This is a genomic window from Anaerostipes sp. Marseille-Q3525 (genome assembly GCF_018223505.1).
Lineage (GTDB): Bacteria > Bacillota > Clostridia > Lachnospirales > Lachnospiraceae > Anaerostipes > Anaerostipes amylophilus.
In genome coordinates, this window is sequence record NZ_JAGTTT010000013.1 from 15,636 (window position 1) to 41,641 (window position 26,006).

At 33.7% G+C, this 26,006-nt stretch carries 44 protein-coding genes, 1 tRNA gene and 1 pseudogene; 45 read left to right on the plus strand and 1 reads right to left on the minus strand.

Translation table 11 applies throughout. From position 1 onward, the window contains the following. Positions 1-57: 57 nt before the first annotated feature. The 43 genes and pseudogenes from ligA to KE503_RS07775 all read left to right on the plus strand — a co-directional run bounded on the left by ligA (position 58) and on the right by KE503_RS07775 (position 24,609). Positions 58-2,043: an NAD-dependent DNA ligase LigA gene (ligA, locus tag KE503_RS07570; protein WP_212384892.1), complete on the plus strand. Its 1,986-nt coding sequence runs from the start codon at positions 58-60 to the stop codon at positions 2,041-2,043. Positions 2,044-2,045: 2 nt separating this feature from the next. Beyond that, a complete protein-coding gene (locus tag KE503_RS07575) occupies positions 2,046-2,606 on the plus strand; it encodes a LemA family protein (protein WP_212384893.1) in 561 nt (186 codons plus the stop codon). Between the two features lie 3 nt (positions 2,607-2,609). After that, positions 2,610-3,362 carry a hypothetical protein gene (locus KE503_RS07580; protein WP_212384894.1) on the plus strand — a complete coding sequence of 251 codons (753 nt, stop codon included), beginning with the start codon at positions 2,610-2,612 and terminating at the stop codon, positions 3,360-3,362. A gap of 15 nt (positions 3,363-3,377) precedes the next feature. After that, positions 3,378-3,518 (plus strand): hypothetical protein, encoded by a 141-nt coding sequence (locus KE503_RS07585; protein WP_212384895.1) that lies wholly within the window; start codon positions 3,378-3,380, stop codon positions 3,516-3,518. A gap of 11 nt (positions 3,519-3,529) precedes the next feature. After that, positions 3,530-3,793 carry a DUF2829 domain-containing protein gene (locus KE503_RS07590; protein ID WP_173774583.1) on the plus strand — a complete coding sequence of 88 codons (264 nt, stop codon included), beginning with the start codon at positions 3,530-3,532 and terminating at the stop codon, positions 3,791-3,793. A gap of 208 nt (positions 3,794-4,001) precedes the next feature. Beyond that, entirely contained in the window at positions 4,002-4,364 is a 363-nt protein-coding gene (locus KE503_RS07595) for a hypothetical protein (protein ID WP_212384896.1), read from the plus strand. A 4-nt stretch (positions 4,365-4,368) separates the two neighbouring features. Beyond that, a complete protein-coding gene (locus KE503_RS07600) occupies positions 4,369-5,193 on the plus strand; it encodes an ADP-ribosylglycohydrolase family protein (protein ID WP_212384897.1) in 825 nt (274 codons plus the stop codon). Between the two features lie 241 nt (positions 5,194-5,434). Further along, a complete protein-coding gene (locus tag KE503_RS07605) occupies positions 5,435-5,995 on the plus strand; it encodes a hypothetical protein (RefSeq protein ID WP_212384898.1) in 561 nt (186 codons plus the stop codon). Between the two features lie 27 nt (positions 5,996-6,022). Then, positions 6,023-6,151, plus strand: coding sequence for a hypothetical protein (locus KE503_RS14700; RefSeq protein ID WP_283093052.1), 129 nt, complete (start codon positions 6,023-6,025; stop codon positions 6,149-6,151). 2 nt (positions 6,152-6,153) lie between these two features. Then, on the plus strand, positions 6,154-6,744 hold the full coding sequence (locus KE503_RS07610) for a hypothetical protein (RefSeq protein ID WP_212384899.1): 591 nt from the start codon (positions 6,154-6,156) through the stop codon (positions 6,742-6,744). A gap of 218 nt (positions 6,745-6,962) precedes the next feature. Then, the gene (gene nrdD, locus KE503_RS07615) at positions 6,963-9,200 is read left to right on the plus strand and encodes an anaerobic ribonucleoside-triphosphate reductase (RefSeq protein WP_212384900.1); all 2,238 of its coding nucleotides are present in this window, start codon (positions 6,963-6,965) and stop codon (positions 9,198-9,200) included. After that, positions 9,197-9,778 (plus strand): anaerobic ribonucleoside-triphosphate reductase activating protein, encoded by a 582-nt coding sequence (nrdG, locus tag KE503_RS07620; RefSeq protein WP_212384901.1) that lies wholly within the window; start codon positions 9,197-9,199, stop codon positions 9,776-9,778. Before nrdD ends, nrdG begins: the two co-directional genes overlap by 4 nt. A 41-nt stretch (positions 9,779-9,819) precedes the next feature. Continuing rightward, a complete protein-coding gene (locus tag KE503_RS07625) occupies positions 9,820-10,185 on the plus strand; it encodes a hypothetical protein (RefSeq protein WP_212384902.1) in 366 nt (121 codons plus the stop codon). A 13-nt stretch (positions 10,186-10,198) separates the two neighbouring features. Continuing rightward, positions 10,199-10,528, plus strand: coding sequence for a hypothetical protein (locus tag KE503_RS07630; RefSeq protein WP_212384903.1), 330 nt, complete (start codon positions 10,199-10,201; stop codon positions 10,526-10,528). Between the two features lie 2 nt (positions 10,529-10,530). Continuing rightward, the gene (locus KE503_RS07635) at positions 10,531-10,926 is read left to right on the plus strand and encodes a hypothetical protein (RefSeq protein ID WP_212384904.1); all 396 of its coding nucleotides are present in this window, start codon (positions 10,531-10,533) and stop codon (positions 10,924-10,926) included. Further along, positions 10,919-11,149: pseudogene (locus tag KE503_RS07640) on the plus strand (DUF1653 domain-containing protein); the annotation flags it as partial. The gene KE503_RS07635 and the pseudogene KE503_RS07640, both read left to right, overlap by 8 nt. A gap of 11 nt (positions 11,150-11,160) precedes the next feature. Beyond that, the gene (locus tag KE503_RS07645; RefSeq protein ID WP_212384906.1) at positions 11,161-11,376 is read left to right on the plus strand and encodes a hypothetical protein; all 216 of its coding nucleotides are present in this window, start codon (positions 11,161-11,163) and stop codon (positions 11,374-11,376) included. Between the two features lie 459 nt (positions 11,377-11,835). Next, a complete protein-coding gene (locus tag KE503_RS07650) occupies positions 11,836-12,138 on the plus strand; it encodes a hypothetical protein (protein ID WP_212384907.1) in 303 nt (100 codons plus the stop codon). Further along, on the plus strand, positions 12,131-12,331 hold the full coding sequence (locus tag KE503_RS07655) for a hypothetical protein (RefSeq protein WP_212384908.1): 201 nt from the start codon (positions 12,131-12,133) through the stop codon (positions 12,329-12,331). Before KE503_RS07650 ends, KE503_RS07655 begins: the two co-directional genes overlap by 8 nt. A gap of 12 nt (positions 12,332-12,343) precedes the next feature. Continuing rightward, positions 12,344-12,754, plus strand: a complete 411-nt coding sequence (locus KE503_RS07660; RefSeq protein ID WP_212384909.1) for a hypothetical protein — start codon at positions 12,344-12,346, stop codon at positions 12,752-12,754. A gap of 13 nt (positions 12,755-12,767) precedes the next feature. Continuing rightward, positions 12,768-13,124 carry a hypothetical protein gene (locus KE503_RS07665; RefSeq protein WP_212384910.1) on the plus strand — a complete coding sequence of 119 codons (357 nt, stop codon included), beginning with the start codon at positions 12,768-12,770 and terminating at the stop codon, positions 13,122-13,124. Next, entirely contained in the window at positions 13,121-13,444 is a 324-nt protein-coding gene (locus KE503_RS07670) for a hypothetical protein (protein WP_212384911.1), read from the plus strand. The genes KE503_RS07665 and KE503_RS07670 overlap by 4 nt, the downstream gene beginning before the upstream one ends. Before the next feature lie 197 nt (positions 13,445-13,641). Next, a complete protein-coding gene (locus tag KE503_RS07675; protein ID WP_212384912.1) occupies positions 13,642-14,922 on the plus strand; it encodes a phosphoadenosine phosphosulfate reductase domain-containing protein in 1,281 nt (426 codons plus the stop codon). A 12-nt stretch (positions 14,923-14,934) separates the two neighbouring features. Continuing rightward, positions 14,935-15,111 (plus strand): hypothetical protein, encoded by a 177-nt coding sequence (locus KE503_RS07680; protein WP_212384913.1) that lies wholly within the window; start codon positions 14,935-14,937, stop codon positions 15,109-15,111. Between the two features lie 296 nt (positions 15,112-15,407). Further along, complete coding sequence (locus tag KE503_RS07685) at positions 15,408-16,142, plus strand: DNA adenine methylase (protein WP_212384943.1); 735 nt, start codon at positions 15,408-15,410, stop codon at positions 16,140-16,142. A gap of 129 nt (positions 16,143-16,271) precedes the next feature. Next, positions 16,272-16,475, plus strand: a complete 204-nt coding sequence (locus KE503_RS07690) for a hypothetical protein (RefSeq protein WP_212384914.1) — start codon at positions 16,272-16,274, stop codon at positions 16,473-16,475. Continuing rightward, positions 16,468-16,641 (plus strand): hypothetical protein, encoded by a 174-nt coding sequence (locus tag KE503_RS07695; RefSeq protein ID WP_212384915.1) that lies wholly within the window; start codon positions 16,468-16,470, stop codon positions 16,639-16,641. The genes KE503_RS07690 and KE503_RS07695 overlap by 8 nt, the downstream gene beginning before the upstream one ends. 12 nt (positions 16,642-16,653) lie before the next feature. After that, positions 16,654-17,295: a hypothetical protein gene (locus tag KE503_RS07700; RefSeq protein WP_212384916.1), complete on the plus strand. Its 642-nt coding sequence runs from the start codon at positions 16,654-16,656 to the stop codon at positions 17,293-17,295. Next, complete coding sequence (locus tag KE503_RS07705; protein ID WP_212384917.1) at positions 17,296-17,631, plus strand: hypothetical protein; 336 nt, start codon at positions 17,296-17,298, stop codon at positions 17,629-17,631. A 127-nt stretch (positions 17,632-17,758) separates the two neighbouring features. After that, a complete protein-coding gene (locus tag KE503_RS07710; protein ID WP_212384918.1) occupies positions 17,759-18,205 on the plus strand; it encodes a hypothetical protein in 447 nt (148 codons plus the stop codon). Between the two features lie 3 nt (positions 18,206-18,208). Further along, complete coding sequence (locus KE503_RS07715; RefSeq protein ID WP_212384919.1) at positions 18,209-18,574, plus strand: hypothetical protein; 366 nt, start codon at positions 18,209-18,211, stop codon at positions 18,572-18,574. Continuing rightward, entirely contained in the window at positions 18,575-18,904 is a 330-nt protein-coding gene (locus tag KE503_RS07720) for a hypothetical protein (protein WP_212384920.1), read from the plus strand. Positions 18,905-19,050: 146 nt separating this feature from the next. Further along, complete coding sequence (locus KE503_RS07725) at positions 19,051-19,515, plus strand: hypothetical protein (protein ID WP_212384921.1); 465 nt, start codon at positions 19,051-19,053, stop codon at positions 19,513-19,515. Positions 19,516-19,526: 11 nt separating this feature from the next. Continuing rightward, complete coding sequence (locus KE503_RS07730; protein ID WP_212384922.1) at positions 19,527-19,778, plus strand: hypothetical protein; 252 nt, start codon at positions 19,527-19,529, stop codon at positions 19,776-19,778. Further along, positions 19,759-19,899 carry a hypothetical protein gene (locus tag KE503_RS07735; protein WP_212384923.1) on the plus strand — a complete coding sequence of 47 codons (141 nt, stop codon included), beginning with the start codon at positions 19,759-19,761 and terminating at the stop codon, positions 19,897-19,899. The genes KE503_RS07730 and KE503_RS07735 overlap by 20 nt, the downstream gene beginning before the upstream one ends. Beyond that, complete coding sequence (locus KE503_RS07740) at positions 19,892-20,188, plus strand: hypothetical protein (protein WP_212384924.1); 297 nt, start codon at positions 19,892-19,894, stop codon at positions 20,186-20,188. The genes KE503_RS07735 and KE503_RS07740 overlap by 8 nt, the downstream gene beginning before the upstream one ends. Beyond that, entirely contained in the window at positions 20,188-20,346 is a 159-nt protein-coding gene (locus KE503_RS07745; protein ID WP_212384925.1) for a hypothetical protein, read from the plus strand. Before KE503_RS07740 ends, KE503_RS07745 begins: the two co-directional genes overlap by 1 nt. Before the next feature lie 76 nt (positions 20,347-20,422). Next, positions 20,423-21,055 carry a hypothetical protein gene (locus KE503_RS07750; protein ID WP_212384926.1) on the plus strand — a complete coding sequence of 211 codons (633 nt, stop codon included), beginning with the start codon at positions 20,423-20,425 and terminating at the stop codon, positions 21,053-21,055. Continuing rightward, positions 21,052-21,459 carry a hypothetical protein gene (locus tag KE503_RS07755; protein WP_212384927.1) on the plus strand — a complete coding sequence of 136 codons (408 nt, stop codon included), beginning with the start codon at positions 21,052-21,054 and terminating at the stop codon, positions 21,457-21,459. Before KE503_RS07750 ends, KE503_RS07755 begins: the two co-directional genes overlap by 4 nt. Positions 21,460-21,605: 146 nt before the next feature. Next, a complete protein-coding gene (locus KE503_RS07760) occupies positions 21,606-22,127 on the plus strand; it encodes a deoxyuridine 5'-triphosphate nucleotidohydrolase (RefSeq protein WP_212384928.1) in 522 nt (173 codons plus the stop codon). Next, the gene (locus KE503_RS07765; RefSeq protein ID WP_212384929.1) at positions 22,128-22,535 is read left to right on the plus strand and encodes a hypothetical protein; all 408 of its coding nucleotides are present in this window, start codon (positions 22,128-22,130) and stop codon (positions 22,533-22,535) included. A gap of 12 nt (positions 22,536-22,547) precedes the next feature. Further along, positions 22,548-23,309, plus strand: a complete 762-nt coding sequence (locus KE503_RS07770; protein ID WP_212384930.1) for a hypothetical protein — start codon at positions 22,548-22,550, stop codon at positions 23,307-23,309. A 91-nt stretch (positions 23,310-23,400) separates the two neighbouring features. After that, positions 23,401-24,609, plus strand: a complete 1,209-nt coding sequence (locus KE503_RS07775) for a tyrosine-type recombinase/integrase (RefSeq protein ID WP_212384931.1) — start codon at positions 23,401-23,403, stop codon at positions 24,607-24,609. 99 nt (positions 24,610-24,708) lie between these two features. Here KE503_RS07775 and KE503_RS07780 read toward each other — a convergent pair. Further along, positions 24,709-24,781: transfer RNA gene (locus tag KE503_RS07780), tRNA-Arg, on the minus strand. A gap of 122 nt (positions 24,782-24,903) precedes the next feature. Here KE503_RS07780 and KE503_RS07785 point away from each other — a divergent pair. Then, positions 24,904-25,578 carry a hypothetical protein gene (locus KE503_RS07785; RefSeq protein WP_117945268.1) on the plus strand — a complete coding sequence of 225 codons (675 nt, stop codon included), beginning with the start codon at positions 24,904-24,906 and terminating at the stop codon, positions 25,576-25,578. 5 nt (positions 25,579-25,583) lie between these two features. Next, positions 25,584-25,994, plus strand: a complete 411-nt coding sequence (locus KE503_RS07790) for a 23S rRNA (pseudouridine(1915)-N(3))-methyltransferase RlmH (RefSeq protein ID WP_212384932.1) — start codon at positions 25,584-25,586, stop codon at positions 25,992-25,994. Positions 25,995-26,006 lie beyond the last annotated feature (12 nt).

Below are 26,006 nucleotides of genomic sequence, written 5' to 3' on the forward strand. Positions count from 1 at the left end.
ACAAATTAAAATAATCAACTAAACAATATAAACAAGAAAAGGAAAATCCAAAAAATTATGAAAACTGAATATGTGAAAGAAATGAATGTCTTGATCGACAGAATCAATGATGCTTCATATGCGTACTACGCAGAGGATAATCCGATCATTTCAGATAAAGAATTTGACGATTTATGCACTGCTTTAGAACGACTTGAGAGAGATTCTGGCGTTGTTTTAAATAATTCGCCCATCCACCACGTTCAAGGATTTGTAATTGATTCTCTGGCTAAAGTAAAGCATACACGCCCCATGTTATCAGCTCAGAAGACGAAGGATGTCAATGAAGTCAAAAAATTTCTTGCGGATAAAATTGGTGTTTTATCGTGGAAGGAAGACGGTTTGACGGTGGTACTAAGGTATGAAAAAGGACGCTTAAAACAAGCAATTACAAGGGGAAATGGCGAAATTGGAGAAGATGTGACTCATACGGCACGTATGATTTTCAATTTACCTCTTGAGATTCCTGATAAGCGTAGTATTGAGGTACGTGGCGAATCAGTTATCAGTTATGAAAACTTCCAGAAAATCAATGAAGCGTTGCATGGTAAATACAAGAACGCAAGAAATCTGGCAGCAGGTACCGTCAGACAGTTAGATGCGAATGTAGCAAAGGAAAGAAAACTTGCATACAAAGCATTTGAGTTAGTCAAAATTGATGGCGTATCTGAAGAAGAAATGCCAAGTATTGTGGATAGTTTTAAATATCTTGCAGAGCAGGGATTTGACGTTGTAGAACATCAGATTGTTAATCGAGATAATGTTGAAGAATATATGGAGAAATTTGATCCAGAGACATACAAATATCCTGTTGATGGTTTAATTATTTCCTACAACGATTATCAATATGGTAAATCGTTAGGAATGACTAGCCATCACCCATTATCGTTGATCGCCTACAAATATAAAGATGACCTCTATGAAACAACGATCAGAGATATTGAATGGAACACATCTCGTACAGGATTAATTAATCCAGTTGCTGTATTTGATCCAGTTGATCTTGATGGTGCAGAAACTACAAGAGCTACATTACATAATGTAAGTTACATTGAAGGATTGGAACTTGGTGTAGGTGATACGATTCAAGTTTATCGTAGTAATATGGTAATTCCAAAAGTACACGATAATCTGACAAGAAGTAATACATTCAAGATTCCAGATACTTGTCCAACCTGCGGTGGCGAAGCAAAAATCATCAATGAAAATGATAGTAAAGTTCTGAAATGCATGAATCCTGATTGTAAAGCTAAATTGCTCAGCAAATTTGTAAACTTTGTTTCCAGAGATGCAATGAATATTCAAGGTTTATCTGAGGCAACACTGAAAAGATTTATTGATCTTGGATGGCTGAAAGATTATGCAGATATTTATAATTTAGCAGAGCATAAATCTGAGATGAAGAACCTTGATGGATTTGGTGTAAAAAGTGTTTCTTCCTTATTAAATAGTATCGAGGAAAGTCGTAGGTGTAAACTGGTTAATTTCGTAACAGCACTTGGTATTGAACTTGTCGGGAAGTCAACGGCAAAAGATATTTGCAAGCTTATTGATAAGATTTCTCTATCGAACAATGAAAATCCATACGATGTATTTATTAAAAGAATCAAACAGAGAAAATATTTTGGACATATTGATGGTATTGGTATCAATACTTCATTGTCAATGGATGATTATTTCAAAGAAAACCTTGAAATGGTTGAGACATTAGCCAAAGAACTTGAATTTGAAATGTCAGAAAGCAAGAAAGAATCTACTGTTAACCTCACAGGAATGACTTTTGTTGTAACTGGTAAGGTAAATAAGTTTGCCAATCGTAATGTGATCAAAGATGAAATTGAGTCCAGAGGTGGCAAAGTCGCAGGATCTGTATCCAAAAATACGAATTATCTTGTGAACAACGATGTGAATTCTACAAGCAGTAAGAATAAAAAGGCACAACAGTTAGGCATTCCGATCATTGATGAAGATGGATTAATTAAGATTCTGAAGGGAGAAAATTAAATATGAGTAAAGAGAAAAACACTGTATGGAAGATTCCAGTAATCATTCTAGTAGGAGTTGTGGCGGTATTTCTAGCTTGTACATTTGGAGTTCAGAGTTCGCAGAATCATGCAATTTCATTAGAAGAACAGGTTGACAAAGCAAAATCCGACATTAACGTACAGGAGAAACGTAGGGTTGATCTGATTTATAACTTGGCGGATTGTGTAAAATCTTATGATAAACATGAGGCAAGTACACTTAAAGAAATCGTTAAAGGACGTAGTTCTAAAGGAACTGTTGAAAATGCAAGTACAGCAATTGCAGCAGTTACAGAATCTTATCCAGAACTCAAGGCAGATAAGAACTATAAAAGGCTGATGAATGAATTATCTGTCACAGAGAATTTGATTGCTGAATATCGCAGTAACTACAATCAGCAGATCAAAGAATATAACAGATATGTAAAGAAATTTCCAACACGAATTTTCTTAAGTAATCTTGGGTATGAAACAAAAAATTATACTTATTTAGAATATAAGGATGCTTCTGAAACTGCACCTCAGCATTTATTTGGAGAGTAACATATGAGGCAACACAAAGGATTGAATTTTGGTAATTATGAGATAACGCCAAGGGAAATCTTAGCGAGTATAACATTGATCGCAGTCATGCTTGTGTTTGGAATCGTTATCAGTAGTAATATTGATAATTTCATCCTTGATAAGAATGAAGAATACAATCATGCCCTTAAGATAAAAAGTGATGATGTTTTTCAATATGGTATGGAAACCAATGTTGGTAATGCTTTTGTTTATGGGAAGTTAGAACCTGTAGACACAGTTACATACAAAGAAATTGGCGGTAAGTATTATTATGTCAGAAAAGTCAGACAAGAGTATCGCAGACATGAAAAAATTGAAAAAAGTAAAGACAGTAAAGGAAAAGTCCATTACAGAAAGAGAGTTTGGTATTCGTGGGATGATATGTGGAGAGAAAGTAAGACTTGCAAAAAGATTAAATTTGCAGGTAAGAAATTCAATGAAGATAAGATTGATTTCATAGGAAGTCATTACCTAAAAAGAATTTATCATTCTTCTCGTGTCAGGTATGAATACTATGGTATGGAAGCAAAAACAGTTAAGGGAACTGTTTACACAAAACTAAAAAATAACACTATGACAACTTGTGACTTAAGTGCAACAAATTTACATGAAACAGTCGAGTCATATAAGTCGAGTGGCGAAGTTTGGAAATGGATATTCTGGATGTTTTGGATTATCTTAACTGGTGGTCTAACGTATGGTTTCTATTATATTGACAATGATTGGTTGGAGTAAGTAAAGGAGAGCTGAATGGACAAAGCACAGAAACATTGGGAGCGAATACAGCAGAAAAAGAAAAGGGAAGCTGAACAAATTTCGGCTGCAATAGTCAAAAGAGATGCATGGATTATGGATGCGGCAAAATGTTTAGTGCGACAGTTTAGAAAATAGGAGAATTTATTATGGATTTTGGAACAGCAATTGATGCAATGAAAGATAAAAGAAAAGTAGCAAGAAAAGGTTGGAATGGGAAAGGTATGTTTTTATATTATGTTCCAGCAGGAGCTTATGCGCCATGCACAGATATTGCTAAAAGCATTGTAAACAAAGACGGATTAGTCGAATATGGTGCTTATATTGCAATGAAAACAGCACAGGGTAACGTGGTTCCTTGGCTTGCAAGTCAGACAGATATGTTAGCTGAAGATTGGATGATCGTAGAATAGATAAAATGCGACAGAAACCTAGTATTATAACTAATTATTGTTCAATGCGAATACAAAAAGAAAACTTAGAATTTAACAACGATTATTCACGCTTTATTAATGAAAGTGAATTGATGCACTCAAAAGAGACACCAAAGGAAATTCGTGCCAAGTGGGAAGAATTGATGTTAGATAAAATTAATCTTTGATGAAATACGTTAGGTGAATTATGAAACATGAAGTAAATATGCAGGCATGGCAATTTTATTCTAATCGTCAAGAAGAGATTATTCCATGCGAATATAATCCGACAATAGTGGAATTACATGTGATGATCGAGATCAGAGGGCAAATGCCAGACTGGTTGTCTGAAGAGTCTCCTCACTTTTATTATGAAGCGAAACAGAAGACATATTATTCTTCTCATAAAGACCAGAATTTAAGTGGATTTTATAATGCTTTCGTAAGTATTGGACAACAGTCTCACATGTTATTAGAAGAAGGCGATTATATTATTCGTTGTAAAAATGGAAGATTTATGACAATGAAAAAAGATGATTTTGAGTCATTATTCGATACAGAAGGTAGGTGATTAAATGGCTTTAATTGGAGCAATTTTAGGAGATATTTGCGGTTCTCAATATGAGTTCCGCAGACCTCACAATTTAGATTGGAAGAACTGTGAATTGTTTACAGATAAATGCAAATATACGGACGATACAGTTCTCAGTATTGCAACAGGTATGTGGTTGTTAGATGAAACCAATAAAGAACCTTGGGAGTTCTACTTAGAATATGGTAAGAAATATTCTGGCGTAGGATATGGTGAAATGTTTGAAGACTGGTTGTACGATGATGGAAACCATGTAAACGAGAGTTTTGGCAATGGATGCGCAATGAGAGTTTCACCAATTATGATGTATTTTAAGGGATTTTCAGACAATCCAGATGCATTTAAATTTTATATTGATATTGCACGATATACATGTGAGAAAACCCACAGCCACTCAGAATCTTACAAAGGAGCATCGGTTGTGACAAGTTGTTCTTTTATGGCTCGTTGGGACAGATCAAAAGAAGAAATTTACAAATATGCCTTAAGATTTTATCCATCTAGCCAGTATACATATGGTGTTGATCGACCACTTGAAGATTATAGAAAGAATTATGTTTGGTCTGCGACAGTTCAAGATAGTGTGCCTGTGGCAATTAGATGTTTCTTGGAAAGCGAAGATTATGAATCATTCTTAAGAAATGTATTATCTTTACCATGTGACACAGACACGATTGCTGCTATTGGCGGTGGTATTGCAGAAGATTTCTACAAGAAAACACTTGATAATTCAAATGAGATCTTAGAAAGATATCTTCCAAAAGAATTATTAGATGATGTAAGTAAAATTTATGACGAAATGCCATAAGGTAGGTGATTCAATATCATAAAGAAAATCTTAAAATTTTTCTTGGCGTCGATTGCATTAATTATTATCTGGTTTCTTGCAATATTCATATCTGTCGGAGTATTTGCATTTGTACTTTGGATGATAACAAGTATTGTAATACCAATCGGTGTAGTAGTAATTGTTGCAATTGTATTAATGGCAATCGCCATCTATATAATGGCATCGTTTATGGATTGATAGATTAAAAGGAGAATATGTTATGAGAATTAAAAAATTATTAATCGCTGGAGCATTAATGTTAACAGCAGTAGGATGCGTTTCAGCATATACTATTTATGCAGATACACTAAATAATAACACTGATAAACAGGTTTCTGCAACAACAGAAGGTAAGTCAACTACAGAAATTACAAAGAACACAACAGAGCAGAAAAATAATAAGAAAAATGCCGTCAAAGAAGATTCTAAAGATACAACAAATGATGTATCGGCAACAACAGAAGAAGAAAAAAATACTGAAAATTCTACCGCAGACGATACAGACGATGCAGATTATACAGAACCAGAATATCCAGATGATGCAGATAAAACATGTAGTCATGTGTGGGCAGAAAAAACAATTGCATATGATGAAGAGAATGGATATCATTGGACAACTTATTGCGAAAAATGTGGAACTGTTAAAACAGAGCCAGCCACAGAGGAAGAGTACGAAGAACTTGATCCTGCAACAAAAGTAAAAGAAGAAGATATTGAATATGTAGATGATGATTCTGATGAGGTTGTAGAGGAATCGTCAGAAACAGCAACTGAAAACTAAAATATAGCCTAAGGAGAAAATGAGTATATGACAAAATTAGAGCAGTTAAATTTATTAAAGGATAGAAAAGCCGTCTTAATTGCTAGAAGCAAAGATAATGGCAAAATCGTAACAAAAATCAATAGAAGAATCAAGAAATTAGAAAAGGACTTATAGAGATGACAGGAGATAAAAGTAATGTTTTAATTGCTCTGGTCGGGCGATCTGGAGCAGGAAAAAGTGTCTCAGCGAAGTATCTGGAAGACATTTACGGTCTGAAATATCTACGATCATATACAACCAGAGAGAAGAGAGCAGACAAACTTGATGATCATACATATGTAAATCTAGCCCAGTATTCCAGAATTACAGGCAAGGTTGCAGAGAATCATTATACTGGCAATTGGTATTGTGCTACAGAAAGTCAGTGTGATGATGCAGATGTATATGTAGTTGATGTTCCAGGATTAAAACAGTTAAAAGAAAATTATCATAAGAAACATATCTTGGCATTATGTATTGATACACCAAGTTCTACACGTATTCAGAGAATGAAAGATCGTGGAGATACAAATGATGCAATTGATGAAAGAATGAAAAAAGACGAATCTGCTTTTGAAGAAGCTTATGATTTATGCGATGCCGTTATTAATAATGAAGGAAGTTTGTCTATGACTTGTCTGAATATTATGGCTGAGCTAGAGAGATTCAAAAGACAGATTAGAGACACGGAAGGAGCGACAACAAAGGAAGTTGATCAGAACAATTAATCAGCTTAGGAATTTAGTTTCTAAACTACACATAGAAAAAGAGGTACTTGTTAAGGATGTAGAAACAGGTAAGACAATGATGATTGAGAGCGTATCAACCGAAAAGATTGATGGCGATGGTAATGATGCACGATATACGTTGAACTGCAAGAAAGCAGGAGACGGGTGCGTTACATATAGATGATGATATTATTACATAATTTATTGGAGGTCTTTTATTGAAAGTAATTAAAAGAGATTGTACTGTTGTAGATTTCGACAAGACCAAAATTTACACAGCGATTATGAAAGCAATGAAAAATGGATCTGGTTTAATCAAAGAGGATGTGGCTAGACAGGTCGCAGAAGAGATTGAGAACGATTGTAAACAATTATCTGAAGAGATTGATATTTCTGCAATTGAAGCAATGGTATTCAAAAAACTTGTTGAGAAAGGGCAGGAATTAACTGCTAAAGCTTATGAAGGTTATCGTAGTGTTCGTGAGTTCCAGAGAGAGAATTATGACTCTATTGACAGCGAAGTTCTTGGGCTTATTGAGGATGCCAACGAAGAAATTAAAGATGAAAATGCAAATAAAAACTCTGTATTAAATCCAACAAAAAGAGATTATATTGCTGGTATCGTTAGCGAAGATGCAACAGAACGCTATTTACTTCCACCAGAAATTGTTCAAGCACATAAGGAAGGTATCATTCATTTTCATGACAGAGATTATTTTTTACAGAAAATGCATAATTGTGGATTATTAAATATTGAAGACATGCTTCAGAATGGCACAGTAATTAGCGAAGTATTAATTGAAAAGCCACATTCATTTTCAACTGCTTGCAATATTACGACTCAAGGCATTGCACAAGTGGCTAGTTCTCAGTATGGCGGACAGAGTATTTCTTTAGCACATTTAGCACCATTTGTAGATGTGAGTAGAAAGAAAATTAGATCTGAAGTTGAATTAGAATGGGCGCATATTGATATTCCATATAAAGAACAGCATATTGAAAAAATTGTAGCCAATAGATTGTATAAAGAAGTCAAAAAAGGTATACAAATCATACAGTATCAGCTGATCACGCTTATGACGACCAACGGACAATCACCATTTATTTCCATTTTTATGTATCTAAATGAAGCCAAAACGCCACAGGAGAAAAAAGATTTGGCTTTATTGATTGAAGAGATGATTAGACAAAGAGATGAAGGAGTTAAAAATGAAGATGGTGTATTTGTTGCACCAGCATTTCCAAAATTAATTTATGTCCTGGAAGATGATAATTGTGACGAATCTACAGAATATTGGTATCTGACAAAATTAGCAGCAAAATGTTCTGCGAAAAGATTGGTTCCAGACTATATATCTGAAAAGGTTATGAAAGAGCTAAAAGGAGATGTTTATACTTGCATGGGATGCAGGTCGTTCTTAACACCTGATCGTTTTACAGATAAAGGAATTGGCAATATCGCACACGCAAAAAATTATGATCCAAAGCAGCATAAATATTATGGCAGATTTAACCAAGGAGTCGTTACATTATCTCTTCCAGATATCGCATTGTCTTCTAAAAAGAATATGGATGAATTTTGGGCATTGTTTGATGAACGAACAGAATTATGTCATAAAGCACTTAAAGAAAGACATAAACGTCTCCTTGGAACAAAGTCAGATGTAGCACCTGTTCTTTGGCAGTATGGGGCATATAGCAGACTGAAAAAGCATGAGGTAATTGATCCATTATTATTTGATGGATACTCAACTATTTCATTAGGCTATGCAGGATTATATGAATGCGTCAAATATATGACTGGACATTCTCATTCAGATGGTGGAGTTGGTGAAAAATTTGGATTAGAAATCATGAAACGAATGAATGACAAATGTGAGCAGTGGAAGAGTGAAGAAAATATTGATTACAGTATTTATGGTACACCTTTAGAGTCTACAACGTATAAATTTGCCAAGTGTTTAAAGAAACGATTTGGCAATGATGTGTTTGAAAAAATTGATGGCAAAGATAGAAATTACATTACAAACAGCTACCATATTCCTGTGTTTGAAGAAATTGATGCCTTTGACAAGCTTCGTATTGAAGCAAAATTCCAGAAACTTAGTCCAGGAGGGGCAATAAGTTATATTGAAACTCCTAATATGGAACATAATGTAAGTGCTTTATTGGAAGTAATTAAATATATGTATGATCATATTATGTATGCAGAAATCAATACAAAGAGTTGTTATTGTGAAAAATGTGGATACTCTGGAGATATTCCATTAGTTGACGAAGATGGTATTTTGAAATGGAGATGTCCTCAGTGCGGAAATGAAGATGGTTCTACTATGGATATTGCATTCAGATGCTGTGGTTACATTGGGACTTCTAAGAATGGAGGCAATCAGGGAAGATATGGAGATATCCATGATCGAGTTTACCACTTAGATGATAAGGAGCTGAATAGATGAGATACGCTTCAATAAGAAAAATGGACATTAGCAACGGAGAAGGGCTTGGCGTAGCCCTCTTCGTTCAAGGATGTCATTTCCATTGTAAGAATTGTTTTAACAAAGAAACATGGGACTTTAATGGCGGTAAAGAATTAACAACGTGGGATGTATTGGAATTGTTACGTCCATTAACTAATCCGCAATATACAAGATTAAGTATTCTTGGAGGAGAACCGTTAGCTCCAGAAAATCTTTCAGGTGTTTCCGCAATATGTAAATTTGTGCAAGAGTTTATGCCAAGTAAAAAAATCTGGCTATACACAGGGAATAAAGCAGAAGACATCGGTTTAGACTTGCATTATTTGAATAGTGATCCTCTAGCAAATTATTGTAGAAAAGAAATTCTTCCATATATAGATGTTCTTGTGGATGGACAGTATGTAGACGAATTGAAAGATATGTCATATCCGTGGGCAGGATCAACAAATCAAAGAGTGATTGACGTAAAAATATCTATATGTGCCAACAAAGTAGTTTTATGGAACGAAACCGATAAAGATCAACCTTTGTCACTATACCATAATACAGCAGAGTAAAATTCCACTTTTATCCCACCATAGAAAGGAGTGTACTAATTATGCCAAAATCAAAAGATTGTCCACAGGATACGGACTTTCTGCAATATGTTCCTACAAAATTTCAACAAAATCGTAAGACAATGTTACATAAGAGAAATCGTAGGAAGAAATATCAACAACGGTTGGCGAGATTTAAAAATATCGGTTGGTATCCTGCGCCTGTGCAATATGTGGACAAGTATTATTGTAGATTTTATGAAATACCATGTAAGAAACCTTACTATAAAAGATTTTATATCAGTGATTACAGTAGGAATTATAGGTTTCACAAAAGGTTATCTAATAAAATGGTTCGCAGAGTGTTGGATGTACCAAGCAGAGGTGGTTATAAGAAAGTGCACGATCTATGGTGGGAGACATTTTAGAAAGGAGATAGGTATGACAAAAGAAACATTAGATGATTTAAGAGATGTTATTGAAACATTGACAGTGTGTATGAATTATAAAAGCACTAATAATATAACTCAAATTCCAACATATGATTTGCTGCATCAAGTTACTACACTGAAAAAAATTGTACAAAAGAATATTGGACATGCAGTTGATGGAAGTCGTTGCGTAGTTGTAGAAGAAACAAATTCTGAAACATTTGAAGATTTTGTAAATGATTATCTAAATGATGGTTACAAAATTTCAGCATCTTCATGTAACAGTAAAACTTGGAAAGCAATTCTTGTGAAAGAGGATAAAGAACAGGAGAGTAAGTAGATATGAGCAATATTCCATTAGTGTGTGACCATTGCGGTAAGGTATTTTTCGATTATCACGGTAGCAATTGGTGTGACTGTGGAGCTAAATGGTGTAGTGAAACCTGTGCAGAATTAGATGGATATGAGAAAGAAAATTTTGGATCTAGTTGCAATTACTGTCGTGGCGAAGATTTTGAAGACAGCGAATTACTTGAATTTGTAACATCAGCAATTGGTGTTAGCAGAGATGATCTTGTAAGTCACTATAAAAATTATCAAAAAGAACTTAGTAATGGTAATACTTGTACACTTGATGGATATATCCGATTAAAGTCTTTTAACATGGAAGCCAATATTGCACTTGTTGAAGCTGTACTAGGGCATTTGCCAACAAAGATAGGAGATATTCATGAATAACAGAGATTTACCAAAGAAAGATGATATTTACAAACACTTTAAAGGACATTTCTATAAAGTGATTGACCTTGCAACACATACAGAAACAAATGAAAAACTGGTAATTTATCAGGCAATGTATGGAGATTTTAACATTTATGCCAGACCAGTTGAGATGTTTCTGAGTGAAGTCGATCACGAGAAATATCCTGATGTAGAACAGAAATACAGATTTAAGAGAGTAGGTGAGAAATCATGCAGATGACATTGATCTTAAATACTTGTGAAAAGTTAGCATTGGCGCTTGGAACAATTGGACTTGTAGGGTTTGTAGTGTGTCTGATCATTGCAATTAAACTGAGTGTAAAAACCAAATCTATCGAGCCATTGCACCAGATATTTCCGCAGCAGCCTTGGTATTTGAGTTTTATGTATATTTCAATTGCATCTCTGTTTTTGATTAAATATTAAGAAAGGTCGGTGTAAAGAAATCTTAAAAAATATATTCTTTTTTATTGGACAGTCAATGTTAATAACAAGTCTAATGATTACGATAATTATGTTAATAGGACTTGTTGTCACACTATTCTTTTCCATAATTGAGAGAAGTATTGATCCAATAAAAGGTTTTAAGGCTTCAGGATTATTGAAGCTCTATATTCAATGGGCGATGATCACAAGTTATATTTGTGTGATTAGTGTTGGCATCGCAACTTATATATAATGTAACATTTCTAGTTACATTTCTGATGACTATTCGAGGAGAAATATCTATAGATTAGACATGTCTTATTTCTTCCATATGATGACTTTAAAATTTTGTTTTTATCTACGTTTTAATTTCTGTAGGTAAAACAAATACATAAGATTTGAGATCAATGTATCCGAAAGAACTTTGTGAACATATAGTAGATATTTGCGAGGAGGAATATGGGCGAAAAGAATAACGATTTAGACAATTTATATTTACAGTGCCAAGGTTGTGCGAATAAGTATACTTCTTTTGAGTGTGCTTTATGCGAAGACTTTGACATGTATAAAGAGGAATATAAAGAAGACAAAGAAGTAAAAGAACCAAATACAATTACGATCATTAAATCTGACGACTGGCAATCTATTGAAGTCAATGGGACTAAAATAGAAAACCATAAATTAGATGTTGATGATTTTACAGATGTTTTAAAGGAATTAGGGTTCAAAGTCAACGTAGTATGGGAGGATTCAGATGTTTAAAATACAAGAAATTGGCAGGCCTCCAACACCTAAGAAACCAATCACTGTATATGCAGTTCGTGAAGATAAAGATAGTGACAGTTGTTGTGATTTTGAGACAGTTGAATTCCTCGTATACAAAGACGATAACTGGGTTTGGGTAAGCGGCTTGTGTTATGAACCATATGGATTAAATGGATCATGTGAAATATAAAAGGAGAGTTAATTGTTTCAGAAATTAAAAGAGAAAATTAGAATATGGTTGTTAGAAATCCTGCAACCAGATATTGATGCCTTAAAAAATGAAATTAATGAAAGTAACACTACATTAAGATTTGCCACAAACAACTGCAATGAGGCGGCTCGTCAGTGTCAGATTTCAACAAAGCAGAATGAAGAAATGAAGAAGATGTACAACGAAATTACTGACGTAGCAGTTGATGTTGGCTTTCATGATGAAAATCGTTCATGGGCAGTCGTATGTATCGCTGGTAGACTTGAATATGTAAAATTTATTCCTTTAAGCGGTGCGGATGCTAGAACTGTTATGAATTTTTTAAGACAGTTTCAGTATTCACAGCTCATTGTTGATAGTCCACTAAGATTCAAAGATGAGCTTCAAAGATATTTCATATAAAAGGAGATTGGCTATGACAAATAATAAACCAACAACACTGATTATCAAAGATAGAGGCAGAGGTAAAACTACACAGCTTCTTTATACGAGTGCTACAACACAGTATCCGATTATTGTGCAGAATAAATTGCAGATCAACTTGTTGATAGAGAAAGCAAGAGGTCTTAATTTAATCATTCCAGTGCCTATGACAGTAGAAGAATTCAAGAATAGTCGTGGTTGCGGAATGCATCATGATTGTGTTCTTATTGACGAGGGATACGACCTGATTGGCGAAGCTCTTGATTCTTATTTAGGAACACACGTAGCAGCAGTAACTTTGACTGATAGAGTAAAAGAATTTGCAGATAAGAGAGTGGTGAGAGTGTGAAAATTTCAAGACTACAAGCAGAATGCGAATACGATAACAGCGATATGGAGGAGTTCGTAAACTGCCATCCAAAGCAGATTATAAGCGAACGTATCCCAGTTCCAATTTGGGAAATTCTATATTGCTATAAAACTGCTCGTGGCAACGATAAGAAAGCAGTAAAGTATATGATTTTAGAAGAATATTCGTGGGATTTGATTGCAAGCGAATTCAAAAATTATATTACTGAGTTCAATGAAAAACATCCAGAAAGAAAACTATCAAACGTAGAAATTCTTGATAGCACATTTATTGGGAAAGTATATATCCTACTTGACTAAATTTAAAAAATCAATTGTGATCAATCCCCTGCAAACAGGGTTGTATAGTGAGATGTCATGTATTACCCATGAAACATAGCGACAATGATGGCTAAAACGTAAAATCTTACGCCATGACCTAAAATAATTGGTTTCTAAGTATAAGATAAACACCTTTAACGGATGGGTAAAATCCAAAAGTTAAAGGAAGATTACAATTGAATCCAATCTATGATGGATATATTAAATTTTTAAGAGATATGTCTGGTGAGGAACTACCAGATTTAAAAGAAGGATATTTTTGGCTTAACAGACAGATCATTAAAGGGTTTGATAAGCAAGGAAATATACATAAATTTTACAAAGTTGTTGTTTCTAATGATTTAGAACATATCGAAATCAAGAAACTAAAGTCATATGACGACATACATGATATAGACTTAGCAAGTTGGCAGGAGCTAATCGACTTAAATAAAGAACATTTAATTCAAATTGAATCTGAGTCATTGAATCTAATCAAAGAAAAGATGCAGAAATACGAGAACTATACTTCGATTATTCCTGTGTCGATGGGAAAAGATTCTATGATTACATGCCATCTTGTAAGAAGCTTATATCCTGATACAAAAGCAATATTTAACAACACATCCTTAGATTGTGCGGACACATACCAAATGGTGAAAGGGTTTGCTAATTGTGAAATCATGAATCCAGATAAAGGATTTTATCAATATGTAGCATCTGATCATATGATTCCAACTAGATTTTCAAGATTCTGTTGCAGGATTTTCAAAACAGGCGTAATGGTATCACAACTTGACCATAATCATCCGTATTTATTATGGATGGGAATGAGAAATGAAGAATCAAATACAAGAAGCTCTTATGAGGATGAATGGGTTAACAAATCCGAATGGGGTAAGGCTTGTTGGCAAGGGATTCTTCCTATTAGAAAATGGACAGAGTTTGATGTTTGGTTATATACAATATGGAGAAATATTCCTGTTAATCCTAAATATAAGAAAGGATATTCCAGAGTTGGTTGCCATTGTGCTTGCCCATTTTATACGAAATCTACATGGATTCTTGACAAATATTGGTATCCAAAATCGTACAAAAGATGGAGAGAGATTCTTAGAGAAGATTTTGTGAACAATAAGAAATGGATCGTTATGAATTGTACATTAGATGAGTATTTAACTCAGGCTTGGAATGGTGGAACATTTAGGAATGAGTCAATAGAAGAAGTTGTAAATGAGTTCTCTGAATATTCTGGCATTGATAAAAGTGTGGCAATTAAATATTTTAACAAAGCATGTGATTGCTGTGGTAAACGAATTAAACACAAAGAAGTTCTAAGCATGAATCTCAAATTACATGGCAGAAACATTGAGAAATTCTATTGCAAGAAATGTCTCATGAAAGAATATGGTTGGGATTCTAAAGCATGGAATCATCAGATTGATATGTTTAGGCAAGCAGGATGTGAGTTATTTTGAAAGGAGATTAAATTGGAAGAACCAAAACATATGACAGTACAAGAACTTAAGGATGAGTTAGCAAAATATCCAGATTATATGCCAGTTATTTGTGCAGATGGTGAATTTATCACCACAACAGAAGAAGACACTATCGAAATTGAGGATGGTGCAGGATGTCATGCATATGGCGTTGTGAGAATTTGTTAAGGAGGATTTATGTCTAAAAAATTAACAAAAGAAGACTATTGGGGGTCTTTGGATCAAATCCTATTACAATCAAAGATTTGAAGAAAGAGCTTGAAAAATATGACGATAATCTAGTTGTTGTCAATGGATTAAGTTCATTTGATGAATCGGTTTCTTCTATTAAATTAGAAGATATTATTTACTGGGCAGAAAATATTTCTGGATCAGTATTGATGATTAAATAAACAAATAATAAACCAGAAAGGAAAATGAGAGTGTAGCTACTGTAAACCATATGGGCTTTCTGGTAAAGAAAAATAGTATATCAAGGAAGTAAAAATAGGATTGCAAAATATATTGTACCAATTATCCAGAAATATATTGATGACAAAAATATTGAAACATACATAGAGCCATTTGTTGGCGGAGCCAATATTATTGATAAGATTCAATGCAAAAACAGAATTGGTGCAGATATTAATGATGAATTGATTGCATTGCTGAAATACGTGCAAGAAAATCCAACGATTCCAATTGCTCCAGAAATTTGTTCGAAGGAACATTATGTTGAAGTTAGAGAAAATCGCAAAGCAGGAGGAGATAAATATTCTAAAGAATACACTGCTTTGATTGGATACTGTGCAAGTTTCGGGGGTAAATATTACAATGGTGGATTTGGACAAGATAGAACTGGGAAAAGAAATATTTATTATGAGAGAGTGATTAATTTACGAAAACAAGCGATTTCATTAAAGAATATTTCTTTTATGTCATGTGACTATAACTATTTCAAGGATGTAAAAAATTGCTTATTATATCTTGATCCGCCATACAAAGGCACAAGCAATTACGCTAAAAGTTGTATGGATTATGATCATTTTTATGATTTTTGTCATGATATTGCACAAAATAACTTTGTTATTATTAGCGAATACGATATGCCAAGTGAAGAATTTAAATGCATTTGGAAAAAAGAACGCACAGTGTGTCAAGATGCTAATCGTACAAACGGGCAAAAGGCAACTGAAAAACTATTCATTCCAAATTTATGATTAGTTACATAAAAGAAATATTTTATTGCAAAATTGACCATCAAAAAACCCTTATTTTACAAAGGTTTTGATCGATGCGATTTTAGGAAATTTGAGAAAAATGAAGAAAATCAAGGAAATGAGGTCAAGATGATTGAAATTTTAGAAAAAGGAACACGAAAACAATGCACTTGTGAAAATTGTGGTGCGGAGTTGAGTTACGAGAAAGGTGATATAAGAAGCGGAGGAGTGAGATCATTTAATTTAAGACTTTTAGGTATTACACCACTAAACTATATTATTTGCCCACAGTGCAAACATCCAATCGAAGTCGAGGTAGAGAAAGATGATTAAGATTTTAAAAGATGGAACTAAACGCAAAGTGAGATGTAACGGATGTGGTGCAGTATTGAGATTTGATGAATCAGATATTAAATCTGAACTTGTCGGATACAGCTATTGCGGAGGGTTTGTGGAATTCATTCTCTGCCCTCAGTGTGGTCATAAAATTATAGTGTAAAGGAGAGAAAACTTGACATTAGATAAAGATGATATTTATGACATTGCCAAGGCAGTCGTAAAAGTAATTGAAGACAAAGATATGATTAAATCGGAAGAGAATGATCACGCTTCAAAGAAGGTAGAACTTAGATCATTAAAAACAGGAGATGTATTTAAAGCAGCAGGATATGAATGGATTGTGCTAAATCAGCGTATATGGTCTCAAACTTGTTTTTGTATTATGAAAGATTTTTTGGATGATACAAAGCCATTTGATGAACATTGCAATATCTGGAAATCTAGTAGCCTCCGCCAACATTTACAGTCTATCAGATATAAAATTGAAGGTAATCGTCATGATGTGTTGCAGTATATGGAGCGTGGTTTACTGGCACTTGATGGAACGATGGCGAATGAAACAAGCAGTGACAAAGTTTCTTTACTAACTTTAGACGAATATAGACTATACAGAAAATACTTAGAGTATCCAACAAAATTTCCAGGTAATATTGAATGGGTATTATTAACTGCCGTATCAGAAGAAAATCGTTCAGCTATTTGTGCTGTTGATGCATGTGGGGCTGTCAAACAATGTTATTGTGCGAAGTCTTTTAACATTCGCCCAGTATGTACATTTAGATCAGATGTACTAGTAGAGAAAGTGAGTGATTAAATGATTACAGATGAAACAAAATGGAATGATGCTGATTATTATGAAGAAAATTTTGAAGACATTATGTTTGATAAATTATCCTCTCACAAACCTCTCACTAATGGTGATCTTGCGAAGTTAGTAAATACTGGGAAATTAACTGTAGATCAGGAGACTGTCTATTCTCATGATTTTTATTCAAAAATCAGAACGATTGTGTGTCTAAGATATAAGTATTATGCAATCGAATATTGGGATTGTAATGATAGAAGTAATTGGTATTATAAACAACCGTATGAAGTTAAAGAACATACGATTACAGTTACTGAGCGGATTCCAGTAAAACAGGATTCATAAAATAAATGTTTTGTGTACAAAAAAGATACCACCTCAATTAAGAAGTGGTATCACGTATACAAAATTACACTGTTTTCAAACTAAGTTGATTTATGTGCAAATTAATTATAGCACAGAAGGGAGAAATATGGAACAGGTTTTTGCATCAGACTATGAGGATGTTTATAAAGTTAAAGATGGCGTAATGTTTCACGTTAAGAAATACCGTAGAGTTTATGACGAAAACGGATGTTCTAAGCAAATTTATTTTGAAGATAAACCAAAATTAAAATGTTATGCAAGAAAAGGCGATCATAGATATTGTACTTTAAGGATTGCCAATGAAGACGTAAGAGTCAATGATGGATTTGCATTGAACCCTAAATATGAAACAGTTAACAAAGGTTCAGTTTTTGAATATTCAACAGGTGGATATCCACGAAATGGATATTTAGTTGAGCTTGCTGAAAATGAGTCATCTTATAAATACGAAATCAAGACACAGGGCAATATGTTTGTTGGTGATGCAAGCGACCTTGTTGAATTTTTAAATGAAATTATTGATCAAATAGGTGTATATGATTGGAGGGTTTAAAGAATGAAGAAAGAAAAAACAATTGAAGAATATTATTGTGATTTTTGTGGCAATGAATGTACTAATGAACACTATGACGTTACTTTACCATTTAAACAAACAGATGGATATACAAGCAGATTTGTTCCAGAAAATTCAGATGATAATTTGATAGCAATTCATAAATTAAATCTATGTGCTAAGTGTGTTAGTATCAATGCTCAAACATGTACATTTTTGTCAAATGCATGTAGGCGTAGAGTAGATGTTAGGCAGACCGTAGAAATTGATTTGTCTGATCCTGCTTTTAAGAAAGATCCGTTGATACGTTGTGTCACTCGACCAGATATAGATAATACAATGATACTTAATTATAAAGAGGTACAGTAAATGAAGAAAACAGAAACAAAATATTACTGTGATTTCTGCCATAAAGAGTGTACCGATAAACATCATAAATTAACAATACCAAAAGTTGAATGTCTTGGAGCCAATAGCCCTGATCAGTCAATGATTGAACCTATTGATGTAGATGTTTGTCATAGATGTGCGGAGATGGCAGCTGTTACGTTAGATATGTTGTCAACATACACACAGGATTCTGAAAAGTATAACGGTTCAATAACAAGAGACGTTACTGAATACGAGAATTCACCTATAATCAAGCGGATTAAATTTACGATTGACTGTGACTATAGCAAAAAGAAACAAGAGGAATAAAATTTGACTTTGAAATAAGAAAAGGAGATACAAGATTTCATTATTGCGTACATTTATTGACAAAAGAACTACCAACCGAAAACCAAATTGCAGAAATTTTGCAGCCATATAATAGCGTTGAATTTTGGGAGAATATACCAGAAGATATGCCATATGAGGAAGTAGAACATCTTCCGTTTACATGGGATTGGTACCAGATTGGTGGCAGATATAAAGCCCAACTAAAATTAAAAGTTGATGAAAATGACAATACATATAATTGGATGTTGTGCGGACACAATCCAAGAAATGGCAGATTATTCTGGTGTAGCTTATTGTCTACTTTGCAGAAACATATAACACCAAGCTTTATGTATAGTGAAGAAGATTGGTTTTCAAGTTTAGGAATTTCTGACGGATACATTAGAGTTGATGGAGCAAAGCTGAAAGATGTTTTAAATTTAGATGATCTTGGATGTTATATCTATATTCTACCAGATGGTTCTGCGGTAGCAAGAAGCAGTTGGAATGGTAATACATTTATAGAAGATAAAAATTTTGATGATAAATATGCGAAAGCATTAGAAGACAACATGAATGGATTTATTACAATAATTGATATCCATAATTAAAAGGAGATTAAATGAAAGTAAGATTCTTAGAATTAGACGTAGATACATATGATGAGAAAATCGGAGAATACGACTATAGCAAGGCAAAATTTATTACATGCAAAAAGATTAAGAATGTAGCAGAATTTCCCAAATTGATCAAACAGGTTAAATTGCTTGAGATTGATAATGATTGGTATAAATTTTATGACTATACAATTTCTACAAGGCGTGACAATGATTCTTATGTAGGGATGAATGTATATGTTGAAGAGTATCTATAACCCACCTCACCCAGACGTTCAGTTAAACAATCCGTGTTATTACGATTCTGAGCAATTTGAGTTAGAGGAAGAGTTTGAATTACAAAATTATCCAGATGAAGAGGAGAATATAGATGATTAAATTACATTTATGGCAGTTTATGCTTTGCAATTTTGGAACTGTTGCTATTGGCACATTTCTTGGCGCTATGGTAGCAGGCGGATTCCTTATTCGCAAGCTTGACATTGCTAGACTTCAGGAATTGATTGATGACAATGAAGAAAAGATTGAACTTCTCGAAAAAGAAAGAGAAGAAATTGATTCCGAGATCGACGAATTAGATGATGAAGAAATTGATTCTGAAGAAGATGAAATTTCTGATGAATTATATAATGATGACATTATTACAGGCGAGGAGGACGAAGAGTAATGGAAGAACTTTCCAAAGCGGTTATTGAGTTGCAGTTCTCATATGGCTTGAGTCTGCGAACAATTCAGAAGATGGTGCGTGATGTATACAAAAATACAAATGATGCACCGCCAACAGGTATTACACCTAAGACAACTAAATCAAAATCAAATAAATAAGGAGTGAATTACTACGGCTAATTTCTTACAGCGTAAAGAATATTTTGGAAAGTATCGTGTTGTAGCAGCATATAACATGGATACTAATGATTTTCCTAGAACTGATGCAGGATTAATAGATCCTAACTTTGATGATTTGTACATAAAATGCTCATTTGGTAATCAGATATATTACTATGGCAAAGGCAAGCATAGAGGCGAATATACCCTTGTAGCTTATATCCCTTCACTGATTAGAGGACATAACATTATAAAGGCGATTCGAGAGATAGACGAAGATATTCCCTATTGTATAGAAGAAACTGATAAAGAAGTGTTGTTTAAATTTGATGTGAAACATCTGGATACTGTTGCCGAGTTGCTGAAGGCGCAGAAGAGTAGAATCCGTGATGATGGAACTTACAAATATATCTCACCTTTTTCACTGAAAAACTTGCCAAAAACACCTTATAAAATTCCAGATGATGAATTAAGTACCTACAAGAAATTAACTGCAAATTTGAAGCGTGAGGAGATGTATAAGGTAGGGCAGATTGCAACTAGATTTTTAAAAGAAAAGATATGCTCACGCAAGTTTACATTCCAAGACTTGAAAGCTGAACAGAAGAAAATGGGATTGAAAGGCAAAAATTATATTCATGCTAAAGGATTATGGGATGAATATTGCCGATACACAGAAAATGAACTACGCAAGGAGAATTTACTATGAATACAAATAATGTAATGATGACCGAAAACGATAAAAGAAACGTATGGAACGCAGACTTACAGAAGCAGATTAAAGAAGAAAAACACAAACTTGATTTTATTAAAGATGTGGACAAGCTGCTCAAGAAATATAAATTGCCAAAAGATTATCTGTATCTGGCGGCTAAAAAGTCAAGCCTTAATACAGATCGTCAGTTATACATGATCGAAGTTGAAACATTTAATGACGGTGTATATGACGGCAATGTGACTTTAATTGTGCATGGTACTGAAGATGAAGTGAAAAAACAACAGGATCTGTTAGTTGAAAAATTAAAAGAACAGTACAACGACAAACCAGAAATGACTTTTGAGGATTCTTATTATAACGAAGTTGGATTACCTCTGATGCTTAGTGAACAGTAATGAGAACTAAAATATATGTGGCTTATGGAAAGCAAAGTAGATTAAATCAGTTGAAAGATTATATAGAAGTCAAAATAAATAGACTTAATTATAAAACACGAAATTTTGTGAAAGTTGCACGAAGAAAATGGAAAGGAAATACATATATGGGATTATTAACAGGAAGCGGATTAATGAAAGTTGCAGAGTTTGAGAAAGTATCGTTTGACCAGTTCGTACAGGACTGGGAAGAGAAATTTCACAAATATCCAGAAGAATCAATTTATGGTAGTTTAAAATATCCTGCTAGAGCAACAAAGGGATCAGCAGGACACGACTTTATTGCACCAGCGGATTTTGTTGTAAGATCAGGAGATGCAATCATCATTCCAACAGGAATGAGATGTAAGATCCTCAGAGGATGGACATTGTTTATTTTTATCAGAAGTAGTCTTGGTATTAAAGCTGATGCATGGATTGGCAATGGAACGGGCGTTATTGATGAAGATTATTATTTTGCAGATAACGAAGGTCATATCTTTGTAAAAATTAAGAATTGTAGTCCAAATACATTAAAAATTAAAAAAGGAGAAGCGTTTTGCCAAGGTGTATTTACTCTCTATGGGGTTGCTGATAGAGAAGAAGTTACTGAAGAAAGAACTGGCGGAATTGGAAGTACAGGTAAATAAATGAATTATTTTGCACAAACAAAAGGATTGATCAACGCTGTGGATATGAAAGAGTATTCACAGCAACAGTCCGAGGCACAATTAAGTAAAATATTTGATGACTTATATGACGACTTAGTAAATGATATATGGGAAACTGCACAGATGAATGGTAGAACAGAAACATATCGTAAGACACAATTAATGTCTTGTGATACTGACACGTCACTTGATTCTTGTATTGCAGTATTAGAAGACTTCATGAATAAAGGATATGTCTGTATTGTGACACGTAAATATATTGATTGTACGAGATATTACTATAAAATCTACATCAGTTGGTCAGGGCATCCGCCTAATGTCCACGGATATGTAACAGTTGATGATAACGACAAAGAGAAATTAGTATTCTCTTCATATTTGAAATAGGAGGATTTATATATGATTAAGATTGAACACCCAGTATTCCCAAGTCCAGAACAGTGGATGTTTGCTATTGAAGGAGCTAGAAACGCATACGATAGTTGGCATTTAAGTGATAGCTACATTGGACACACAACAGAATATGATAAAGAAAGAAACGTAGAAATCTGGCATCCATGTTTTTGTATGGGAGAGAAGGATTTAGGTTTATTTAAAAGACTTGCAAGAGCAGGAAAGGATCACAGAAAAGCCTTACGGTCACTGCCAGTTGGATTAAGAATTACATCTCATCACACATGGTGGGCGCAGGCAGATACATATAAAGTTGGAACAACAAGATGTAGTTGCTCTAAGATGCACACAATTCACAAAAAAGAGTTTGACTTAGATAGTTTTTCTCATGAAGGTATTGATGTTGTAATTGAGAAATTCTCATTATCAAGCCATGATGAAAGTAATACTTCAGACGTTGAAAACACACTTGGTTACAAAGTTAAGCAACATACAGAAAATACTATTCAGTTACTAAATGAACTTAAAGATGAGTACAATGTAACAAAGGATAAGAGTATTTGGAATGCAATTCTTGAAATGTTGCCTATGGGATATAATATCACAGCAAATCTTTCTCTTACATATGAAGTGCTTTTAAATATGTATTTTTCACGAAAAACACATCCAGTAAAGGATTGGAGAATCTTCTGCCAGTGGATGTTAGACAATGTGCCATATTTCAAAGACTTTGTAGAACATATCGAAAGACAGAATAAAGTAGCTTAAATCCTTATTTGATAATTGATGATATTTTGTATATACACTGGGTAATTAATCTTACCCAGTGTGAAAGGAGATTTTTAATATAGAAGAACCAATGAATAGCGAAATGTTGAATTATGCCATTGAGCAAGGTATAATTGATTTATCGCATATACAGGATGCAGTAAATATGAATAAAAGAAAAGAAATTTTAGAGCAGCATCCGTATAGTATTTGGGAAAGTAAGGATGGCAAATGGCATACTTATCTTCCTGATGAAGAAAAGGGTAGAGTTCCTAGAAAAAGAAATTCTAAAAAGGAGATTGAAAATTTAATAGTCGATTATTACAAAGAACAAGTTGGTCATAGTTTTAAAGATTGGTGGAGAAAATGGGAAGAAAAACAAGTTCGATATGGCGTATCTAATAACACTTTACTAAAGTATAATTCTGATTACACAAGATTTTTTGAAGATGGTTCCTTTGAATCCATGGACATAAGAAGTATTACTGAAGAAGATATCACGGAAATTATGGTAAAATGTGTAAAAAAGTACAACCTTAAAGAAAAAGGAGCAAAAGCTTTGTTTGGGTATATTAGAGGTGTATTTAAACATGCTCGCATAAAAAAAGAGATTACTGAAAATCCTTGTGAATATATTGAACCTAAAGCATTTTTAAGGTTTTGTAATCAATCCATACCACTACTCGATGATAGAGTTATTCCACAACACGAAGTAGAAATACTTTTAAATGTCATTAAAGAAGATCAGAAGAAAACTCCAAATTATATACCATTGTATGCAGTAGAATTGGCGTTTTATACTGGAATGCGAATAGGAGAACTTACTGGATTAAAATGGTCAAATATCAGAGAAGACTTAGGGTGTATACTGATTCAATATTCCGAAAAGCTCGATAGAAAAGAAAAAAGATATTATATCGCTAAAACAAAAACAGGAAAAGAAAGACTATTTCCATTAACGGACGATATAAAACGAATATTAAATGAAGTAAAAAAGCAAGAACTTAAGTACGGATATTTTAATGAGTTTATATTCTCAGGAGAAAACGGAAAAATTCATTTTGGAGCGATTGCTGATTGCTTAAGATATCGATGTGAAAAATCCGGAATTAAAAGAAGAACGATTCATGACATTAGAAGAACTGTCAATTCAGAAATGAGAACTTCTGGAGTTTCTTCAGTAGTCGCAGCTTCATTGCTTGGACATACCGAAAAAGTAAATCGAAAGAACTACACATATGATCTTTCATCCATAGACAAAAAGAAAGAAATAGTTTCTAATTTATACAAAGCAATGTAAGTTTAATCTATTAGTAAAGGTATCACAGGGTATCAGAACATCTGTTCACGTAAAGTCCTGAACCCCGCATAAATACATGCTTTATAAAGAAATAAAATACGCACCAGGCGGGAGTCGAACCCGCGGCCAACAGCTTCGGAGGCTGCCACTCTATCCACTGAGTTACTGGTACATAAGCTTTATTATATTACAATATATTGAAAAAAATAGCAAGAGTTATTTTGGGTTGGACTGGACTCGCTCCGCTCGATAAGGTATAATATACTGTAAATTTGCTGTAGGTGGATTGGAGGGATGTTCGTGAAGCTTAGAAAATCTACAGTTGTTGTTATCATTACAAGTTGGATTTTATTTTTTGTAGCAGCTTTTTTAGCTTATGTAAAATTAGATCAGATAAGGCAAGAACGACTTACCAATGAAAAGATTTTTCAACAAACAACACAGAAGAATACCGCACAAAACGTGATCAAGGAAACCAATGATGCAGTGAAAGCAAAAAAGAAAGATCCTGATGCTGAGAAAAAAGCAGTGGAGGATTTTATGAAAACATATTATAAGCTGGTTCAGAAAAATGATCTTACAAATTTGAAATCTATGGTAGAAGATACGAATGAGTTGGAGAAAAATCAAAAAGCCATCCATCAGTATGTGAAAAAATACGATGATCTTACATATCTTGTAAAAAAAGGAGCAGATGATGAATCATTTATTGTTTATGTGACATATAAGATGAAGATTAAGAAGATTGCAACATTGGCACCAGGAATGACATCGTATTATGTAATGAAGAAGGGAGATACTTTTTGTATCTACAATAATCAAAAACATGATACGGATGAGATCACAGATGCAAAAAAAGAAAGCCAAAACAGCAAAGAGATTAAAAAGTTGACAAAGCAGATCAATAAAAAATATGATCAGGCCTTAAAACAAGATAAAAAATTAAAACAATTTTTTGAAGGAAATTAAAATATATGATGAAATTTGAAATCTATATTCTACAGAAGAAATCGCAAGATCCTAAGACGTACCAAGAAGCAATGGGAGAATATCTAAAGCGTCTCGGGGCATATGCGAAAGTTTCTGTAGTGTATAAAAAGAATGTAAAACAAGTAGAGAAAATATTAAAAGAAGCGGGAGAGCATTATCATATCATACCAGGAAAAGACAGTATGACAAGTCCGGAACTTGCACAACTGATCAATGAAAGCTCTGTGCAGGGAATTTCAAAGTTTCATTTTTATATTGGAGATTTAGAATCTGAAGAGACAAAACCATTTCATGTATCTTCCTTTACACAAAGTGGATCACTAACAGGTACGATCATACTAGAACAGATTTATCGTGCTTACCGGATTTTAAATCACCAGCCATATCACAAGTAATACTAGAAAACA

What these genes read in the sequence shown, in the direction of transcription:
- ligA (WP_212384892.1), top strand. Translation starts at nt 58, where the DNA reads ATGAAAACTGAATATGTGAAAGAAATGAATGTCTTGATCGACAGAATC.
- KE503_RS07575 (WP_212384893.1), top strand. Translation starts at nt 2,046, where the DNA reads ATGAGTAAAGAGAAAAACACTGTATGGAAGATTCCAGTAATCATTCTA.
- KE503_RS07580 (WP_212384894.1), top strand. Translation starts at nt 2,610, where the DNA reads ATGAGGCAACACAAAGGATTGAATTTTGGTAATTATGAGATAACGCCA.
- KE503_RS07585 (WP_212384895.1), top strand. Translation starts at nt 3,378, where the DNA reads ATGGACAAAGCACAGAAACATTGGGAGCGAATACAGCAGAAAAAGAAA.
- KE503_RS07590 (WP_173774583.1), top strand. Translation starts at nt 3,530, where the DNA reads ATGGATTTTGGAACAGCAATTGATGCAATGAAAGATAAAAGAAAAGTA.
- KE503_RS07595 (WP_212384896.1), top strand. Translation starts at nt 4,002, where the DNA reads ATGAAACATGAAGTAAATATGCAGGCATGGCAATTTTATTCTAATCGT.
- KE503_RS07600 (WP_212384897.1), top strand. Translation starts at nt 4,369, where the DNA reads ATGGCTTTAATTGGAGCAATTTTAGGAGATATTTGCGGTTCTCAATAT.
- KE503_RS07605 (WP_212384898.1), top strand. Translation starts at nt 5,435, where the DNA reads ATGAGAATTAAAAAATTATTAATCGCTGGAGCATTAATGTTAACAGCA.
- KE503_RS14700 (WP_283093052.1), top strand. Translation starts at nt 6,023, where the DNA reads ATGACAAAATTAGAGCAGTTAAATTTATTAAAGGATAGAAAAGCCGTC.
- KE503_RS07610 (WP_212384899.1), top strand. Translation starts at nt 6,154, where the DNA reads ATGACAGGAGATAAAAGTAATGTTTTAATTGCTCTGGTCGGGCGATCT.
- nrdG (WP_212384901.1), top strand. Translation starts at nt 9,197, where the DNA reads ATGAGATACGCTTCAATAAGAAAAATGGACATTAGCAACGGAGAAGGG.
- KE503_RS07625 (WP_212384902.1), top strand. Translation starts at nt 9,820, where the DNA reads ATGCCAAAATCAAAAGATTGTCCACAGGATACGGACTTTCTGCAATAT.
- KE503_RS07630 (WP_212384903.1), top strand. Translation starts at nt 10,199, where the DNA reads ATGACAAAAGAAACATTAGATGATTTAAGAGATGTTATTGAAACATTG.
- KE503_RS07635 (WP_212384904.1), top strand. Translation starts at nt 10,531, where the DNA reads ATGAGCAATATTCCATTAGTGTGTGACCATTGCGGTAAGGTATTTTTC.
- KE503_RS07645 (WP_212384906.1), top strand. Translation starts at nt 11,161, where the DNA reads ATGCAGATGACATTGATCTTAAATACTTGTGAAAAGTTAGCATTGGCG.
- KE503_RS07650 (WP_212384907.1), top strand. Translation starts at nt 11,836, where the DNA reads ATGGGCGAAAAGAATAACGATTTAGACAATTTATATTTACAGTGCCAA.
- KE503_RS07655 (WP_212384908.1), top strand. Translation starts at nt 12,131, where the DNA reads ATGTTTAAAATACAAGAAATTGGCAGGCCTCCAACACCTAAGAAACCA.
- KE503_RS07665 (WP_212384910.1), top strand. Translation starts at nt 12,768, where the DNA reads ATGACAAATAATAAACCAACAACACTGATTATCAAAGATAGAGGCAGA.
- KE503_RS07690 (WP_212384914.1), top strand. Translation starts at nt 16,272, where the DNA reads ATGATTGAAATTTTAGAAAAAGGAACACGAAAACAATGCACTTGTGAA.
- KE503_RS07695 (WP_212384915.1), top strand. Translation starts at nt 16,468, where the DNA reads ATGATTAAGATTTTAAAAGATGGAACTAAACGCAAAGTGAGATGTAAC.
- KE503_RS07705 (WP_212384917.1), top strand. Translation starts at nt 17,296, where the DNA reads ATGATTACAGATGAAACAAAATGGAATGATGCTGATTATTATGAAGAA.
- KE503_RS07710 (WP_212384918.1), top strand. Translation starts at nt 17,759, where the DNA reads ATGGAACAGGTTTTTGCATCAGACTATGAGGATGTTTATAAAGTTAAA.
- KE503_RS07715 (WP_212384919.1), top strand. Translation starts at nt 18,209, where the DNA reads ATGAAGAAAGAAAAAACAATTGAAGAATATTATTGTGATTTTTGTGGC.
- KE503_RS07720 (WP_212384920.1), top strand. Translation starts at nt 18,575, where the DNA reads ATGAAGAAAACAGAAACAAAATATTACTGTGATTTCTGCCATAAAGAG.
- KE503_RS07725 (WP_212384921.1), top strand. Translation starts at nt 19,051, where the DNA reads ATGCCATATGAGGAAGTAGAACATCTTCCGTTTACATGGGATTGGTAC.
- KE503_RS07730 (WP_212384922.1), top strand. Translation starts at nt 19,527, where the DNA reads ATGAAAGTAAGATTCTTAGAATTAGACGTAGATACATATGATGAGAAA.
- KE503_RS07735 (WP_212384923.1), top strand. Translation starts at nt 19,759, where the DNA reads ATGTTGAAGAGTATCTATAACCCACCTCACCCAGACGTTCAGTTAAAC.
- KE503_RS07740 (WP_212384924.1), top strand. Translation starts at nt 19,892, where the DNA reads ATGATTAAATTACATTTATGGCAGTTTATGCTTTGCAATTTTGGAACT.
- KE503_RS07745 (WP_212384925.1), top strand. Translation starts at nt 20,188, where the DNA reads ATGGAAGAACTTTCCAAAGCGGTTATTGAGTTGCAGTTCTCATATGGC.
- KE503_RS07750 (WP_212384926.1), top strand. Translation starts at nt 20,423, where the DNA reads ATGGATACTAATGATTTTCCTAGAACTGATGCAGGATTAATAGATCCT.
- KE503_RS07755 (WP_212384927.1), top strand. Translation starts at nt 21,052, where the DNA reads ATGAATACAAATAATGTAATGATGACCGAAAACGATAAAAGAAACGTA.
- KE503_RS07760 (WP_212384928.1), top strand. Translation starts at nt 21,606, where the DNA reads ATGGGATTATTAACAGGAAGCGGATTAATGAAAGTTGCAGAGTTTGAG.
- KE503_RS07765 (WP_212384929.1), top strand. Translation starts at nt 22,128, where the DNA reads ATGAATTATTTTGCACAAACAAAAGGATTGATCAACGCTGTGGATATG.
- KE503_RS07770 (WP_212384930.1), top strand. Translation starts at nt 22,548, where the DNA reads ATGATTAAGATTGAACACCCAGTATTCCCAAGTCCAGAACAGTGGATG.
- KE503_RS07775 (WP_212384931.1), top strand. Translation starts at nt 23,401, where the DNA reads ATGAATAGCGAAATGTTGAATTATGCCATTGAGCAAGGTATAATTGAT.
- KE503_RS07785 (WP_117945268.1), top strand. Translation starts at nt 24,904, where the DNA reads ATGTTCGTGAAGCTTAGAAAATCTACAGTTGTTGTTATCATTACAAGT.
- KE503_RS07790 (WP_212384932.1), top strand. Translation starts at nt 25,584, where the DNA reads ATGATGAAATTTGAAATCTATATTCTACAGAAGAAATCGCAAGATCCT.